The 15,817-nt window shown below is 64.9% G+C and carries 15 protein-coding genes; 13 read left to right on the top strand and 2 right to left on the bottom strand.

Translation table 11 applies throughout. From position 1 onward, the window contains the following. Positions 1 to 141 precede the first annotated feature (141 nt). On the top strand, positions 142 to 504 hold the full coding sequence (locus AC5Y21_RS13835; protein WP_499913019.1) for a PAS domain-containing protein: 363 nt from the start codon (positions 142 to 144) through the stop codon (positions 502 to 504). A gap of 60 nt (positions 505 to 564) precedes the next feature. Here AC5Y21_RS13835 and AC5Y21_RS13830 read toward each other — a convergent pair whose 3' ends face one another. Then, the gene (locus AC5Y21_RS13830; protein WP_499913018.1) at positions 565 to 1,251 is read right to left on the bottom strand and encodes a TetR family transcriptional regulator; all 687 of its coding nucleotides are present in this window, start codon (positions 1,249 to 1,251) and stop codon (positions 565 to 567) included. Positions 1,252 to 1,378: 127 nt separating this feature from the next. Then, complete coding sequence (locus AC5Y21_RS13825) at positions 1,379 to 2,056, bottom strand: TetR family transcriptional regulator (protein ID WP_499913017.1); 678 nt, start codon at positions 2,054 to 2,056, stop codon at positions 1,379 to 1,381. Positions 2,057 to 2,360: 304 nt separating this feature from the next. On the opposite strand from AC5Y21_RS13825, the gene AC5Y21_RS13820 reads away from it, so the two are divergent. The 12 genes from AC5Y21_RS13820 to AC5Y21_RS13765 all read left to right on the top strand — a co-directional run bounded on the left by AC5Y21_RS13820 (position 2,361) and on the right by AC5Y21_RS13765 (position 15,812). Then, positions 2,361 to 2,660, top strand: a complete 300-nt coding sequence (locus AC5Y21_RS13820) for a PE family protein (protein WP_499913016.1) — start codon at positions 2,361 to 2,363, stop codon at positions 2,658 to 2,660. Positions 2,661 to 2,681: 21 nt separating this feature from the next. Next, positions 2,682 to 3,872, top strand: coding sequence for a PPE family protein (locus AC5Y21_RS13815; protein WP_499913035.1), 1,191 nt, complete (start codon positions 2,682 to 2,684; stop codon positions 3,870 to 3,872). A 163-nt stretch (positions 3,873 to 4,035) separates the two neighbouring features. Next, positions 4,036 to 4,830, top strand: coding sequence for a sugar phosphate nucleotidyltransferase (locus tag AC5Y21_RS13810; protein ID WP_499913015.1), 795 nt, complete (start codon positions 4,036 to 4,038; stop codon positions 4,828 to 4,830). Further along, a complete protein-coding gene (locus AC5Y21_RS13805; protein ID WP_499913014.1) occupies positions 4,827 to 5,471 on the top strand; it encodes a PIG-L deacetylase family protein in 645 nt (214 codons plus the stop codon). Before AC5Y21_RS13810 ends, AC5Y21_RS13805 begins: the two co-directional genes overlap by 4 nt. A 44-nt stretch (positions 5,472 to 5,515) precedes the next feature. After that, positions 5,516 to 6,562 carry an NAD-dependent epimerase/dehydratase family protein gene (locus AC5Y21_RS13800; protein WP_499913013.1) on the top strand — a complete coding sequence of 349 codons (1,047 nt, stop codon included), beginning with the start codon at positions 5,516 to 5,518 and terminating at the stop codon, positions 6,560 to 6,562. Beyond that, complete coding sequence (gene rfbC, locus AC5Y21_RS13795; protein WP_499913012.1) at positions 6,559 to 7,125, top strand: dTDP-4-dehydrorhamnose 3,5-epimerase; 567 nt, start codon at positions 6,559 to 6,561, stop codon at positions 7,123 to 7,125. The genes AC5Y21_RS13800 and rfbC overlap by 4 nt, the downstream gene beginning before the upstream one ends. A gap of 51 nt (positions 7,126 to 7,176) precedes the next feature. Next, positions 7,177 to 8,025, top strand: a complete 849-nt coding sequence (locus AC5Y21_RS13790) for a WecB/TagA/CpsF family glycosyltransferase (protein WP_499913011.1) — start codon at positions 7,177 to 7,179, stop codon at positions 8,023 to 8,025. A gap of 17 nt (positions 8,026 to 8,042) precedes the next feature. Beyond that, positions 8,043 to 9,572 carry a sugar transferase gene (locus AC5Y21_RS13785; protein ID WP_499913010.1) on the top strand — a complete coding sequence of 510 codons (1,530 nt, stop codon included), beginning with the start codon at positions 8,043 to 8,045 and terminating at the stop codon, positions 9,570 to 9,572. Between the two features lie 12 nt (positions 9,573 to 9,584). After that, positions 9,585 to 11,087 (top strand): oligosaccharide flippase family protein, encoded by a 1,503-nt coding sequence (locus AC5Y21_RS13780; RefSeq protein ID WP_499913009.1) that lies wholly within the window; start codon positions 9,585 to 9,587, stop codon positions 11,085 to 11,087. Further along, positions 11,084 to 13,102, top strand: a complete 2,019-nt coding sequence (locus AC5Y21_RS13775; protein ID WP_499913008.1) for a glycosyltransferase — start codon at positions 11,084 to 11,086, stop codon at positions 13,100 to 13,102. Before AC5Y21_RS13780 ends, AC5Y21_RS13775 begins: the two co-directional genes overlap by 4 nt. After that, on the top strand, positions 13,099 to 14,586 hold the full coding sequence (locus tag AC5Y21_RS13770) for a hypothetical protein (RefSeq protein WP_499913007.1): 1,488 nt from the start codon (positions 13,099 to 13,101) through the stop codon (positions 14,584 to 14,586). Before AC5Y21_RS13775 ends, AC5Y21_RS13770 begins: the two co-directional genes overlap by 4 nt. Continuing rightward, complete coding sequence (locus tag AC5Y21_RS13765; RefSeq protein ID WP_499913006.1) at positions 14,583 to 15,812, top strand: methyltransferase domain-containing protein; 1,230 nt, start codon at positions 14,583 to 14,585, stop codon at positions 15,810 to 15,812. Before AC5Y21_RS13770 ends, AC5Y21_RS13765 begins: the two co-directional genes overlap by 4 nt. Positions 15,813 to 15,817 lie beyond the last annotated feature (5 nt).

Below are 15,817 nucleotides of genomic sequence, written 5' to 3'. Positions count from 1 at the left end.
TCGAGCGCTGACGAAGGCCCTGCCGGCCACGCGCGGTCGTCTTTGCCGGCCGTGGAAAATTTCCGTCCGAAGCACCCGCCGACATGCGGAATAATCGGGTCCGTGGACCGACGACGAAACCGAGAACCAACCCAATCGCCGATGAACACGCTGGAGCAATTGCCCGCGCTGGTGGTGCTCGAGCGGATTCCGGTGCCGGTCCTTGCCATTGGGGACGACGGCAGCATTTTGTTCACCAACACCGCGTTCGCCGACATGGTGGGCCGCGACCCGGAAGAGGTCTTGTCGCTGCGGTTCCATGAGATTTTCGATGGGGCGCCGGTCTCGGAGTCGCTGCTTTCTGTCGTTCACGCCTTGGCGAACATGGTCGTCGAATTGGCGCACAAGGACGGCTCGGTGGTGCGAGCGCTGATGAGCAAGTCGGCGGTCAGGCGCGCCGACGACCAGTTCGCCCTTGCGACATTCCAGGACCTGACCGAGCAGTTGTGGGAAGACGGCCACTGACGAGCAGACGCAAAAGCCCCCATTTAGCTGCGCAAATGGGGGCTTTTGCGTCTGCTCGCGCTACTGAGGCGCCGGCGCGGGACGGAGAGATTCGCGCGCAAGGAACTGGCGGAAGTACGGCAGCGACGCGTCCGTGACGATGCCGGCGAGCAGCAGCGCCCACATTTGACCGATCCGCACGGCGGGGTCGCCGTCGCGGTCGGCTGCGCTATCCCCTCCCGGGAGGTCGCCGGAAACCGCGTTGTACAACAACCGCATTCCCAACATGGCACCGACGATCGACTCGCTGACTACCGCCGGGTCGACGTCTTCTCTGAGGTCTCCTTCGGCCGCCGCCCGCCGGGCCTGCGCGGTCATCAGCTCCACCACGTCGGCGCAAAAGGCCGCGGCCGCGTCGTTGAATCCGCTCAAGCCGGCGGTCAATTGCTCGGCCGCGCGGGCCATTTTGTCCGAGCTGAGCACGTTGGCGATGGTGAACGTGCCGTGGATCATGTTCTCCAGCGCCGGCGACGACGACCCACACACGTTGCGGAACGCGGCCAATATCGTGTTCGAGCCTTCTTCGATGATCGCCGACGCCAGCGATTCCTTGGAATCGAAATGGTGATACAGGGCGCCCTTCGTCATCCCGGTCCGCTCGATGATCGTGCCCCACGCGGCGGTCGCATACCCGACCTCGCCGAACACCTCGATCGCGGCTTCGAGAATCCTTCGCCGGGTCGCTTCGGACCGAACCTGGCGGGCCATTGATCCTGCACCTCCGGAGTGTCCGTCGCCTACTTAGATTCCGGATGTCGGAGCCTCGATTTCCCCGGCCAGGGACCTAACGCCTACAGACGTTACACGGTCCCGACCAGCGGAACCGTCGGTCTTCTCAATCGGAATCGGCGCTGGCTGAGCTGGTGTTGATCGCGAGCACTGTGCGACGCCTGACGAATTGGCGAAAGTAATCGATCCGGTCTGGTTGCAGGATGCCGTTGAGCATCATGGCCCAGCTCTTTTCGAGGTCGAGCAGAAACCGTTCCGGGTCGTCGAGATTGCTGGTCTGTCGCAAACCCAGATGCAGCGAAACGACAAGCCGTCCCAAATCCACCGGCTCACAGCATTGGTCGATGTCGCCTTCGGCGATCGCGCGTTCGGCGGCGGTAGCCAACGAGTTGATCCATTGGTCGAATAGCGTCTGCTGCAACCCTTCCGACCGCCCGACCGACTCGAGCAGGTTCATCGCCGCCCGGACCGCATCGGTTTTGATGTCATGGATGGCAACCAGGTAGGAGGCGTCGATAAGCGTCTCCAGGCCCGAAAGTCTGCGGGCAAGAACGTCTTCCAGCGTGGCAGTGCCTTCGGCCGTCTGCCGCTCGATGATCGCCACCGCCAGCGCATGCTTGGACCGGAAATGAAAATACATCGCGCCTTTGGTCAGCTCAGCTTCCGCGAGGATGTCGTCGAGGCCGACGTCGTGGTAGGGCCGCCGCGCGAACTGATGTGCGGCGGCGCGCAGAATCTGTCGCCGCGTCGTATCTGCGCGGCCGTCAGTCGTGTTGGTCGTCATCGCGATGGTGAGCCCGCACCGTAAGCCGGCTGGATCGCCTTCACGTTCAAGATGCCCTCCTCGAGCAGGGGCACACTTCGGTCAAGAACGAGCGCTCCCCGACGTGTCACGCGCGGCTTCGAGGCTATCAGCACGACGCCGACCAGCCCGTATGGACCGTGGCGCGCCGATTAAACAGGCGCCAAATACTGGAAGTTCAGTTCTCGGGCTGTATACCGTCCGAAAAGTATGTACAATCGCCGAATCAGTGATCGCTAGTTTGTCGCGACAACTCCAGCGATCGGTACGGGGTTAGGGGAAGCACATGTCGTTCGTGACCACACAGCCAGAAGCACTTGCAGCGTCGGCCGGCATGCTGCAAAGCATCGGCACCTCCGTCATCTCCGGCAACGCGGCAGCGGCAGGACCCACGATCGGAGTCGTTCCTCCGGCCGCCGACGAGGTGTCGGCCCTGATGGCAATGCAATTCGCCGCGCACGCACAGATGTACCAGGCCGTGAGCGCCCAGGCCGCGGCTATTCACCAGCAGTTTGTCGAGGTGATGGCCACCAGCTCCGCTTCCTATGCAGCTGCCGAAGCCGCTAACGCGGTCGCGGCCCGCTGACGCCACGAAAGCATCACCGTGCTGGATTTCGGGGCGTTACCACCGGAAATCAACTCGACACGCATGTATGCCGGCCCTGGCCCCGCGTCGCTCATGGCCGCGGCAGTGACGTGGGACGAGTTGGCTGCCGACCTGACTGCGGCGGCGTCCGCATACGGGTCCGTGGTCGCCGGTCTGACCAGCGGGAAATGGCTGGGCCCCTCGTCGTTGTCCATGGCGGCCGCGGTCGGGCCGTATGTCGCTTGGACCACGGGAACTGCCGCGCGGGCGGCGGAGACGGCCAGCCACGCCAAGCTGGCCGCAGCGATCTATGAAGCCGCATTCGCGATGACGGTGCCGCCCCCGGCCGTCTACGCCAACCGGGTTCGGCTCGCGACGCTGGTCGCGACCAACTTTCTCGGTCAGAATTCGCCGGCCATCGCGGCCACCGAGGCCGAGTACGTCGAGTACTGGGCTCAGGACGCCGCGGCGATGTACCAATACGCCGGGAATTCGGTAGAGGCGTCGGCAGTCACCCCGTTCGCGTCGCCACCGCAGGTCACCGAACCCACCGGGCTCGCGGCACAGAGCGCCTCGGTCGCCCAGGCAGGTGAATCAGGGGCGACGCAGGCAACGCTGTCGCAGTTGGTGACTACGGTTCCCTCGACGTTGCAGGGGCTCTCCACTCCGGCAGCGACCACGACCGGAGCCTCGGGACTGCTCGGCGGCCTGACCGGCAACCTGAACGATTCCTCGACCATGGTCGGCCTGATCACGAACTTGTCGATGATCGGCATCACTCCGCTGTTCGGCCTGTCCAGCGTCCTGGGCATCGCCCAGACCATGCAAAGCATGGCGGCCACCGCTGCGACGGACGTGACTGCAGCCGCGGCGGACGTGGCGGCGGGCGTGGCCGGCGCGGCCGAAACCGCCGGTGCCGCAGAGGCCGCACTTGGTGCGGGCGCATTGGGCAGCATGGGCCAGGCAGCCGCCCTGGGCTCGCTGTCGGTGCCGCCGGCGTGGACCAGCGTCATCCCGACGGCACCGTTAGCCAGCGTGGGCACAGCTTTGCAGAACGGTGGCATGGGCCCGCTGTCACAGATGCCGACCATGCTCGGCGGGATGCCACTGCGGGGCCCCACCGCGGGCGCCGCCGCTGGACCGCGATATGGACTGGTGCCCACCGTCATGGCCCAACCGCCCTCCGCCGGTTACGGCGAGGCAGTCATCTGAGCGCGAAAGGCATCCCGATGCTCGTCGAATACACGTCACACAACCGTCTGCTCGGTGACATACCCAAGGTATCTACAACCGTACTTAAGAGTATTTCGGGTATGTCAGTTCGCCCGATTTCGAAGGCCATTGCGAGCAGCCGTCGCGCGAAGGAGTGGGTGTCATGAAAGTTGTCCTCTTTTGCGGCGGGCACGGCATGCGAATGCGCAGCACGGACAACGACGTCGTTCCCAAGCCGTTGCAGATGGTCGGTCCCCGGCCGTTGTTGTGGCACGTGATGCGCTACTACGCGCACTACGGGCACAAAGAGTTCATCTTGTGCCTGGGATACGGCCAGACCATGATCAAGGACTTCTTCCTCAACTATCGCGAGATGGAGTCCAACGACTTCGTCATGCGCGCCGGCGAAATCGAGCTGCTCGATTCCGACATGTCGGACTGGACCATCACCTTCGTCGACACCGGGCTGGAGTCGCCCATCGGCGAGCGGCTTCGGCGCGTTCGCCAGTACCTGGGGGACGACGAGTACTTCCTGGCCAATTACGCCGACGTGCTGACCGACGCGCCGCTCGACACCATGATCGACCGGCTTATCGAGAGCGGTGCAACGGCTTCCATGCTGACCGTGCCGCCGCAATCGTCTTTCCACTGCGTGGACGTCAGCGCTGACGGCGACATCAAAGAGATCGCGCCGGTGACCAAGTTCCCGATCTGGGTGAACGGCGGCTACTTCGTGCTGAGGCCGGAAGTCATCGACCTGATCCCCGAAAACGGTGACCTGGTCGGCGACGCCTGCATGGCGCTGGCCGGAACCGGCCGGTTGCTGGGTTACCAACACGATGGTTTCTGGAAGCCGGCCGACACGTTCAAGGAGCGGGCGGAGCTCGACAGCGACTACAACGCGGGAATCCGGCCGTGGATGGTGTGGGAGCGCTCGTCCGCGGGAGCTCCGGCATGATTCCGCTCGCGACAGGTAGCACCAATTCCGTTGCCGCCATTGGCGCCCACTGCGACGACATCATCATCGGTGCCGGTGCCACATTGATGCAGATCGCGCGTCACAATCCCGGAGTCAAGGTGCATGCGCTGGTGTTCACCGGCGCCGGCACCGAACGCGAAGTCGAGGAAAAGAACGCCTTCGCGGCGTTATGCCCGCATGCCAATGTCGAACTGACCGTGCTCGACCTGCCTGACGGCCATCTGCCCGGCCACTGGCAACGCATCAAGCGCAACCTCGCGAAGTTTCGCAGCAGCTGCGAGCCCGATCTGGTGCTCGGCCCGCAGCGCGACGACTCCCACCAGGATCATCGGCTGCTCGCCGAACTCATCCCCACCGAGTTCCGCTCACATCTGGTGCTGGGCTACGAGATTCTCAAATGGGAGTCGGATCTGCCGAGTCCGGCTGTCTACGTGCCGGTTCCGGACGACGTGGCACGCGAAAAGGCAAGCCTGCTCAGGGAGAACTACCCGTCGCAGTCGGAGCGCGACTGGTTCGACGACGAGGCGTTCCTGGCGTTGATGCGAGTCCGCGGCGTGCAGTGCCATACCCGCTACGCCGAGGCATTCGTCGTCGAGAAGGCAGTCCTGAAGCCTGGCTAGCCAGCCTTAGCAACCCAGTCGCAACTTAACCGAAGGGACATCACATGCGAGTGCTGGTCACCGGCACCGACGGCTATCTGGGCTCCCTGCTCGCGCCACTGCTTCTCGAAGACGGCCACGACGTCGTCGGCCTGGACACCGGCTACTACAAGGCCGGTTGGCTGTGCCCCAGTTCACTTGCCGGAAGCACCCACCCCGCCACGCCGGCGACGCTCGTGAAAGACATCCGCGACGTGACCGTCGATGACCTGCGGGGATTCGACGCGATCGTGCACATGGCAGAGCTGAGCAACGATCCGATCGGCGACCTGATCGGCGATGTCACATACGAGGTAAACCACCGGGGCAGCGTGCATTTGGCCGATCACGCCAAGCGGGCCGGTGTCACCCGGTTCGTCTACATGTCGTCGTGCAGCGTGTACGGCATCGCCGACGGCACGGTCGACGAGTCCAGCCCGGTCAACCCGCTGACGCCGTATGCCAAGTGCAAGGCACTGGTCGAACGGGACCTCACCGCGTTGGCCGACGACGAGTTCTCGCCGACTTTTCTGCGCAACGCAACGGCTTTCGGTGCGTCACCGAGAATGCGGTTCGACATCGTGCTGAACAACCTGGCCGGCCTCGCCTGGACCGAACACCGTATCGCCATGACCAGTGACGGCACGCCGTGGCGGCCGCTGGTGCATGCCCTCGACATCGCGCAGGCGATCCGGTGCGCGGTGCGCGCCGACCGACAGACCGTGCACGCGCTGGTGGTCAACGTCGGCAGCGACGAAAACAACCGGACCGTCCGCGAAATCGCCGAGGCCGTCAGCGCCGAGTTCCCCGGATGTGACCTGACTTTCGGTCCTCCCAATGCCGACAACCGCAGCTACCGCGTCGCGTTCGGCAAGATTCACGACGTATTCGGCGACTTCAACGCCGCCTGGGACGTGGCCGCCGGCGCGGCCCAACTACACCGGGTATTCCAAAGCATTGCCATGGAGCCGGAGACATTTCATGGCCGCGGACACACCCGGCTCAAGCAAATCGAGTACCTGCTCAAGACCGGGCAGGTCGACGACCGACTGTTCTGGAAAGAGGCATCGTGAAGTACACGCCGACGAGCGTCGCGGGAGTGACGATCATCGACATCGAGCCGCACCGCGACCACCGCGGCTTCTTCACCCGCTCTTTCTGCTCCGACGAATTCGCCCGATACGGACTGATTTCCGACGTCTCGCAGACAAATATCTGCTTCAACAACACCCGCGGCACAGTGCGCGGCCTGCACCGGCAGGTGCCGCCGCACGCCGAGGCGAAGCTGGTGCGATGCACCCGCGGCGCAATCATGGATGTCGCGCTGGACGTTCGCCCCGAATCGCAGACCTACGGCAAGCACGCGATGGTGGAGTTGAGCGCAGACAACCGTCGGGCACTGTTCTTGCCGCCCTACGTCGCGCACGGCTTTCAGACCCTGACCGACGACACCGAAGTCGTCTATCAGGTCAGCGGCCCGTACGAGCCGGCCGCCGAAGAGGGATTCCGTTGGGACGACCGGGCTTTCGGCATCAAGTGGCCGCTTCCGGTCACCGTCATGTCCGAAAAGGACGCCAGCTGGCCGGCGTTGGCCGAGACAGCAGAGAACACGCCGGCGGGGAGCGCGGCGTCATGACAATTACGGTGCGGCATCGCGTGCGCGCAGGGCAGCCGAGGTAAGCCGGTCATGGTCCACGACACACTGTTACGGGTTCCGGTGCGCATGGTCGTCAGCGGCAGCGTTGTCGAGCGCTGCGACGCAGGCGAGGTGTTGTCGATCATCGCTGCTCGCCTGCAATCCCCAGGGCCTGGCTTGGCCGTGGGATCGGTGAACCTGGACCACCTGCACCATTTCCGCAGTATCGGTGCCGCGCCCGCGGGCCGGCTGGAATGGCTGTTGCTGGCCGACGGCATGCCGATAGCGTGGCGAGGCCGGCTGCTGACCGCCAGGCCCTGGCCCCGCGTTACCGGAGCCGATCTGTTGCCGGCCTTGCTGGCCTTGGCCGAAAACACCGGCCGGCGGGTCGGTTTCTTCGGCGGCAGCACTCAAACCCATCGGCTGCTGGCCGAGCATGTGCGCGAGTGCTATCCGGGGTTGGAAGTCTCTGGAATGTGGGCACCGGACCCAGACGATATCGAGTCATGTTCGGACAGTTTGGCTGCGGCTATCGGCGACGCTGGAACCGACATCCTGGTCGTCAGCCTGGGCAAGCCCCGCCAGGAGCAGTGGGTCGACCGGCACGGGCATGCGACGGGAGCACAGATATTCCTGCCGTGTGGCGGCGCGGTGGACTTCCTGGCCGGTAAGACCCGACGGGCTCCGCACTGGATGCAGCGGTTCGGGTTGGAATGGTTCTACCGGCTGACCCACGAACCACGACGGCTGGCCCGCCGATATCTCCTGCAGGGCCCGTTCGCTTTGTTGCGCGCCACCCGCGCCCAGCTCATCTGTTATCCCGGCGTCTATTACGCCGGCGCGCCTGTCCACGATCATGCCGCGATGCCCAGTGCCGCAGCCGAAGCGGCGTCCGCATAACCGGGAAGGCGCCCTGCATGATTACTACCCTCCGAGCCCTGGACGGCGCGTCACCGGTCAATGCACACCCGACTACACAGCCGACTGCACCCTCGACGCAGCCACCGCGCGTCAAAGTGGTTTCCCGCTGGCAGCAGCAGTATGCAAGGCGGCTGCGTATCACCGACTCGATAATCGTCTGCGCAGCCGTCATGCTGGCTCAATATGTCCGGTTCGGGCGCGAACTGGATACCTCGGGTTATCCCGGCCCGGTGATGACGTTGTTCTCGTGCCTGTTTGCGGCGCTGTGGCTTTCGTCGATTGCGGTGTTCCACACCAGGTCGACCCGGATAATCGGATCGGGAATCGACGAATACCGACGCATCGCCAGCGCGTCCTTCTGGACATTCGGAATCATCGCGATGGTCACGCTGCTGGCCAAGATCGACCTGGCTCGCGGCTACCTGGCCGTCGCACTTCCCGTCGGTACCCTCGTGTTGCTCGTGAGCCGTAATGTGTGGCGCAAGTACGTCTGGCGGCAACGAGCCAAAGGCCACTGCCAGACAATGGTATTGGCGATCGGAGACCGATCGGGTGTCTCACACCTGGCGCACGAGCTGATCCGCAACCCCAAGGACGGCTACGTGGTAGTCGGAGTGTGCATTCCGGGATACGGCCCGGACCGCGGCGACGTCCTGACGGTTCAAGGCCGCGAAATTCCGATCCTGGGCGACGAAACCACCGCAGTAGCCGCGATCGAGCGTTGCTGCGCGGACACCGTAGCCGTGACGCACACCGAACACTTCGGCGTACAGGGCATCCGAAAGTTGATGTGGCAACTGGAGACGATGGACGTCGACCTGGTGGTGGCGCCGGGAGTGATGGACGTCGCCGATGCCCGATTGACGTTGCGGCCAATTGCGGGGTTTCCGCTGCTACACGTCGACAAGCCGCAATACGAAGGGACGCAGCGCTTCCAGAAGCGCGCCTTCGACTTCTGCTTCGCGCTGACGGCGCTCATCGCGACTTCACCGCTTCTCGTCACGGCTGCCATCTGGATCAAGTTGACCAGCAAGGGGCCGGTCTACTATCGCGCCGAACGCATCGGCCAGGACGGCGAGCCGTTCACCATGCTCAAGCTGCGGACGATGGTCGACGGCGCGGACCAGCAACTCGATCGTCTGCTGCCGCTCAACGAAAGCACCGGCGGCATGCTCTTCAAGATCCGCGACGACCCCCGCGTCACCCGCATCGGAAAGCTGCTGCGCCGATTCAGCATCGACGAGTTGCCGCAGTTCATCAACGTGCTCAAGCGGGACATGAGCGTCGTCGGCCCGCGGCCACCGCTGCGCCGCGAGGTGGAGAACTACGCCGGCGAAGTCAAACGGCGTCTGCTGGTGAAGCCAGGCGTCACCGGACTGTGGCAGGTGAGCGGCCGTTCGGATCTCTCCTGGGACGACTCGGTACGGCTGGACCTTTCCTACGTCGACAACTGGTCGATGGCAGGCGATCTCGTGATCATCGCGCGGACCCTCAAAGCCGTCCTCGCCAGAGAAGGCGCCTACTGATGACGGACGACCATGACTGAGCCGGCGACCGAAACCCCGCCCGCGTCCGCGGTGGGGCCCGAGCCGTCCGCCGCGGCCGGCCCTGCCGACGTGCAGCCGGCGCGGATCGCGCACGCCATGATCATCCAAATGACCTGCCGCGCACTGGGAATGCTGGCCTCGGTGATCTCGGTGGCGATGACCGCCCGCTATCTGGGCCCCGGCCGTTACGGTCAGCTCACCATCGCGGTCGCCTTCATCGGCATGTGGACCAGCCTGGCGGATCTGGGCATCGGCACCGTCATCGTGCGACGCGTCACCTCCGGCCGGGGTGATCTCGAGCGGCTGGTGCGCGTCAATAGTGGCCTCTCACTGGTATATTGCGTTCCGCTGGCGACCGCTGCGGCACTGTGCGGATGGTTGATCTACCATGACGCCGACATTCGGGTCATGCTGGTGGTGTTGTCGGGACAGCTGTTGATGCTGACCATGAAGACACGGTTCGAGCCGGTGTTTTTGGCCAGCGTCCGGTTCTCCGCGGTGGCCTTCTCCGACGTGGCGGGACGGCTGGCCACGCTGGCCACGGTCAGCTGGCTGGTGACGGAGCGAGCAGACGTCATCTGGTTTGCGGTCGCCCAGCTGCTGCCGCCCGCCCTGCAGCTGCTGATCCAGGGCACCGCCGCGGCGCGGCAGATCTCGCTGCGACCCGTTTTCGCGCCACAGGAAGCGAAAGACCTTCTCCGGGAGAGCCTGTCGCTGATGGGTGTGATGGTGGTCGGGATCCTGTACTGGCGCACCGACGGCGTGATCCTTTCCCTGGTGAGCACTCACGCGGAGGTGGGCGTATACGGGTTGGCCTACACCGTCGCGTTCAACACCGAGGCGTTGTCGACCTTCTTCCTCAAGTCGACATTGTCGACGGCCACCACCCTGTTCTCCCGTGACGTCACGGCTTTCGCCCACTTCATGCGCCGCAGCGTCGAACTGATGTATTTCGTCGCAGTTCCGGTCGCGGTCGTCGGCGCGTTTCTGGCCGGCCCCCTCATCGGGCTATTCGGCGACCAGGCATACATCGCACGCGGGACACCGACTTTGGGATTGCTGTTCATCGCGGTCGCGTTGCGATTCGTCTCCGGAACCCTGGGCCAGGGCTTGTTCGCCAGCCACCAGCAGCGCTTCTTCTTCCGGTTGTTCCTGGTGGCCCTGGCGCTCAACATTGGGCTGAACCTGGCCCTGGATGGCCGGTTCGGCGCGGTGGGCGCCGGAGTCGCGCTGGTGTGCACGGAGCTGTTCGGCTTGGTGCTCGCCAGCTGGCGGCTGCGCCGTGAGTGCGGCTACCGAACCCCGGTGTTGTTCTTGCTGCGGGTGCTGATCCCGACGGCGGCCAGTGTCGCCGTGGCACTGGCCCTTTCGGGCCACCACGTGGTGTTGACTCTGGCCGCTGCGGCTGCGGTGTATCTGGCGGTCAGCCTCGCGATCGGTCCCGTCAACTGGTCGACGCTGACCTCGCTCTACCGGAAAGAGGTGGTGACATGAAAACCGAAATGGAGCAGGCACACCTGGAACCCGAAGCCGACGCGGTGGACAACCTGACGAGGCAACGGCCGCTCGCCGTGCTGATCGTGACGTACAAAAGCCACGACCTGCTGGAGCAATGTCTGGCCAGCGTCGCTGAGCAGCTGCCCTACCTACCGGTCTATGTCTACGAGAACAGTGGTGACTCCTATCCCGGTCGCGAGGAACTGGCCGCGCGCTACCCGGATGTGTGTTGGGTGCTGGGCCCGGTGAATCTTGGCTTCGCCGCGGCGTTTAACGCGCTGGTAAAGCACACGCCACCGGACACCGATCTGCTGATGATGAATGCCGATAGCCGGCTGCGCGGCCCGCTGACCCGCACCAGAGAGTTGCTGCAACAACCGGGAGTGGCCGCCGTCTCTCCGACGGTGTGTGACGCGGCCGCGCCGCGCCAGGTGACATGGGACGTCGCGCGCCGCCGTACCAAGCTGATCCGTGCACTGGTGGCGGCCAGCGGCTATTCGGACCTGCTGCGCGGCACACCGCTCTCGCAGCTCTACGCAAGGCAGCCCGCTGAATCACACGAAATCGATGGCTACATCGCCGGTGCCTGCCTGGCGATCAGCCGCCCGGCCTGGGACTCCATCGGCGGCCTCGACGAGGAGTTCTTCCTCTACGGCGAAGACGTGGACTGGCAGACCCGGGCCCACGCCGCGGGATGGCGCGTGGTGCTCGCCGACGAACTCGGGGTGGACCACGGCAATCCGCCGACCGCCCACGATGCTGGCGGATCCGAGGGAGTCGATTCTGCGCACGGCGGTGAGGTTTCGGCCGACGAGCGCCGCCGAAACAAAGACTTGCTGCGCGCCAACACCGCGCTCATGCTGGAACGCCAAACCACCGTTCATCACGGGGACATCTACCTCGCCGGGACAACGCTGCTGGATCGGCTGCAGCGGTCCAAGCGCGCCGTGCGCCGAGAGCTGCGCGCCAAACAGCGCACCGACCTGCCGGCGATCGTGATCACCACCAACCGGCTGGTCTACGGTGGCGCTGAGCGCCAGAAATCAGTGCTGGCAACCGAATTGGCACGCCGCGGCTACCCGGTCACCATCGCCTGCGTGCAGCGTTTCGGCCCGCTGATCAAGGAGATTCCGCACAACGTGCGCGTGGTGCGTCAGCCGTGGTGGGCACCGCACGTCGATCTGCCCGCGGGCCCGGCGGTGGTGATCAGCGGAGACACCAACACCGAAACAGGATTTGCCACAGTATGGCGGTCATCCGGCGCGAACCGGCGCTGGCTCGTCGCTCCGCACACTCACCCCGACATGCCCATCTACTCGCGGCCGTTGGTAGCAGCCATGAGCCGCTCCGACGGTTTCGTTATGCTGGCGCAACGACATTGGGACATGCTCGCCGAGCATCATCGACTGACAAGACGGCACTTCGTGGCACCCAACGGCGTCGTCGTGCCCGCCCAACCCAATCCACCGACTCGGGCGGCCGGTGATCCGGTGCGCCTGGTGATGCTCTCCCGAATCGAGGAGTTCAAGAACCCCCATCTGCTGATCGAGGCGCTCAGCGGTCTGACCGAATTGCCCTGGACACTTTCCATATTCGGCGACGGGCCCGACCGCGAGAGGCTGGAGGCCGGCACCCCCGCCGCGCTGCACGACCGTGTGCACTGGCGCGGATGGTCGGACGGCCCCGGACCCGCGCTCGCCGACGCCGACCTGTTGTGCATGCCAAGCCGCTGCGAGACGTTTCCATTGGTGATCCTCGAGGCGATGGCCCGCGCCATACCGGTCGCGTCGTCCGCGGTGTGCGCGGTACCGGAAATACTCGATTTCGGAAACGCCGGGTTCCTCGTCGAGAACATCACGGTGCGAGGCTGGCGGCAGTGCCTGGGCGAGATCTTGGCCGATCCCGCCGCGCTGCCGTGGGTCGGCCGGCGGGGCTTTGAGCGAATGAGCAAACACTACACGGTAGAAGCGATGGCCGACGCCTACATCGACGCGATCAACGAGGTGCTATGAGCACAGTCCGGCCAACCTGGAAAGCGTTCCTTCCCAGGAGAGAACGCAATCGACACGTCGTAGCCGACGCACAACCGATGTACGAGACGGCGATCCTGGGCGGCGGCCCCGCGGGGACGGGACCACTCGTCTGGGCGGCACAGCACGGTCTGCTGGACGACTGGCTGGACAGCGGCGTCGCGTTGGTCGAACAGGCCGACGAGCTGGGCGGTTCGCTCGGTCAATACCCGCTCAATTCCGACTCTCCGGCCGCCTCTTTCCTGGAATGTCTGGACGGTCCGGCCTGCGCGCCCTTTCTCGCCGCCCTCAAGGCCGATCCCGTGACGTGCGAATTGGAACGCCTCCGCGCCGTGCGACCGACACTGGAACAAGTCGACCGCTTCGAGCGGCGCCTCGGCGCCGCTCTCCTGACGGAGTTTGGCCGCCATCCCAACAGCCGGGCATTCACCGGCACAAAGGCATTAGCGATACAGCTGGAACGCGGCGGCTCGGTCACTGTCTTCACTACTTCCCACGATGGGCGGCGAGCGGTGGTCCGCGCCGCCAGTGCGGTGGTGGCACTCGGCGGACGGCCGAACCTGTCGTGGTCCACGGTCGAGCTGGCGCCGCGCCTGCATCTAGGACACTGGCGTTCCAAGATCATCTCCAGTCACCGGCTGCTCACGCACGGCGGCGCGGCCGAGGTCGCACGACGGCTGTCCCGCGTCAACCGCAGCCCACAAGTGGTGGTTGTGGGCGGTGCGCATAGCGCGTTTTCGGCGGCATGGATGCTGCTGGAACAAATCCCGGAATTGGACTTCGGCCCCCGGGGGATACAAATTCTTCATCGCACCGAACCCCGCCCCACGTATGCATCGTGTGATGCGGCGCGGGCCGATTCCTACGAATTCTCCGCGGCGGACGTCTGCGGAGCCACCGGCCGCGTGCATCGCCTCGGCGGATTGCAGGGGGACGGACGCGAAGTATGGCGCCGCTTGCACCACAAGCCGGGTACGGATCCGGACGACGACCGCGTCATCGGCCGGCCGATCGACAGCTTGTCGCGTGCGGACCTGATTCGGCTGCTCTCCAACGCCGACCTCATCGTTCCGGCGCTAGGCTATCGCCTTGCGCCAGTTCCCATTTACAACGCGCATGGCGCCCGGGTGCCACTGGCACGCACCGGTCCCGTAGTCACGCGAGACTCACGACTGCTCGGTGCCGACGGCGCACCGGTTCCCGGCGTATTCGGGGTCGGGCTGGGCAGCGGCTTTGTGCCGTGGGGCGCGATGGCCGGCGAAGAGTCCTTTGTCGGCCAACAGAACAGTCTTTGGCTGTACCAGCACGGACTCGGCAAGATGATCTACACCCGTACCCGCGAGCTCGCGCGACAGCAGCGGTCGGCTGAGGAAATCGATCATCGTGAAACAAGCGGTTCGGCAATGATTTCCAGCTCCCAGTCCGCGGGGCAGACCAAACAACCCAGAGAATCGAGAGTTCGATGAATTGCCGGTTATGCGAGTCAAGCCGCTTACTCAGCGTGTTGGACCTCGGCGCGACTCCGCCCTGCGAAAAGTTCCTCACCGGCGACGAACTCGACCTTCCGGAACAAACCTTTCCCCTGCACCTGCGGTTGTGCGAAGACTGCCTGCTGTTGCAGATACCGGCCCTCATCACGCCCGAGGAAACCTTCACCGAATATGCCTACTTCGCGTCGTTTTCCGACAGCTGGGTGCAGCAGGCGAAGACGTTCGTCGACCAAGCCGTCCAGCGGCTCGGGCTGGGCAGCGATTCACTGGTGGTCGAAGTCGCCAGCAACGACGGCTATCTGCTGCAACATGTCGTCGCCGCCGGAGTGCCGTGCCTGGGAATTGAGCCGTCGCGCAACGTCGGTGCCGCCGCTCGCGAACGCAACGTGCCCACGGTGTCCGCGTTTCTGGACGAGGAACTGGCGGGTCGGATTCGCGAAGAACACGGTCCGGCAGACTTGGTTGTCGCCAACAACGTCTACGCCCACATCCCCGATCTGCGTGGCTTCACCCGATCATTGCGCCGGCTGCTCGCCGACGACGGCTGGCTGAGCATCGAGGTACACCACGCGCTTCCGCTGGTGAAACTTGCTCAGTTCGACACGATTTACCACGAACACTTCCAGTACTACACGCTGTTTTCGGCGATCAACGCACTTGCGACTGCCGGGCTGGCGGTCGTCGACGTCGAACTCCTATCCAGCCACGGTGGGTCCATCCGCGTCTGGGCCCGCTCCGCGGAGTTCGCCGGACCGCCGACCACGCGGGTGGAAAAGGTGCTGCATGCCGAGGAGGAGGCCGGGCTGCATCACGTCGACGGTTACCTGCGGCTGCGCCCACAGACCGAAGCCACCCGCCATGCGCTGCTGCGGTACTTGCTGCAGTGCCGCGCCGAGGGCAAACGCGTTGTCGGGTATGGCGCGCCGGGCAAGGGCAATACCCTGCTCAACTACTGCGGTATCCGCAGCGATCTGCTGGAGTACACCGTCGATCGGAACCCCTACAAGCATGGCCGTTTCACGCCGGGGACCCGCATCCCCATCTACGAACCGGAGCGCATCGCCAAGGACCGCCCCGATGTTGTCTTGGCGCTGCCCTGGAACCTCGAAACCGAGCTGACCCGGCAACTCGGTTACATCAGGCAGTGGGGTGGCCAGCTCGTCTTTCCCCTTCCGACTTTGCATGCCGCGCAACCAGGATGACGGTG

Source organism: Mycobacterium sp. NGS41 (assembly GCF_059812725.1).
The sequence above is the reverse complement of the archived record's forward strand: the minus strand, read 5'-3'. Positions and strand labels throughout refer to the sequence as shown.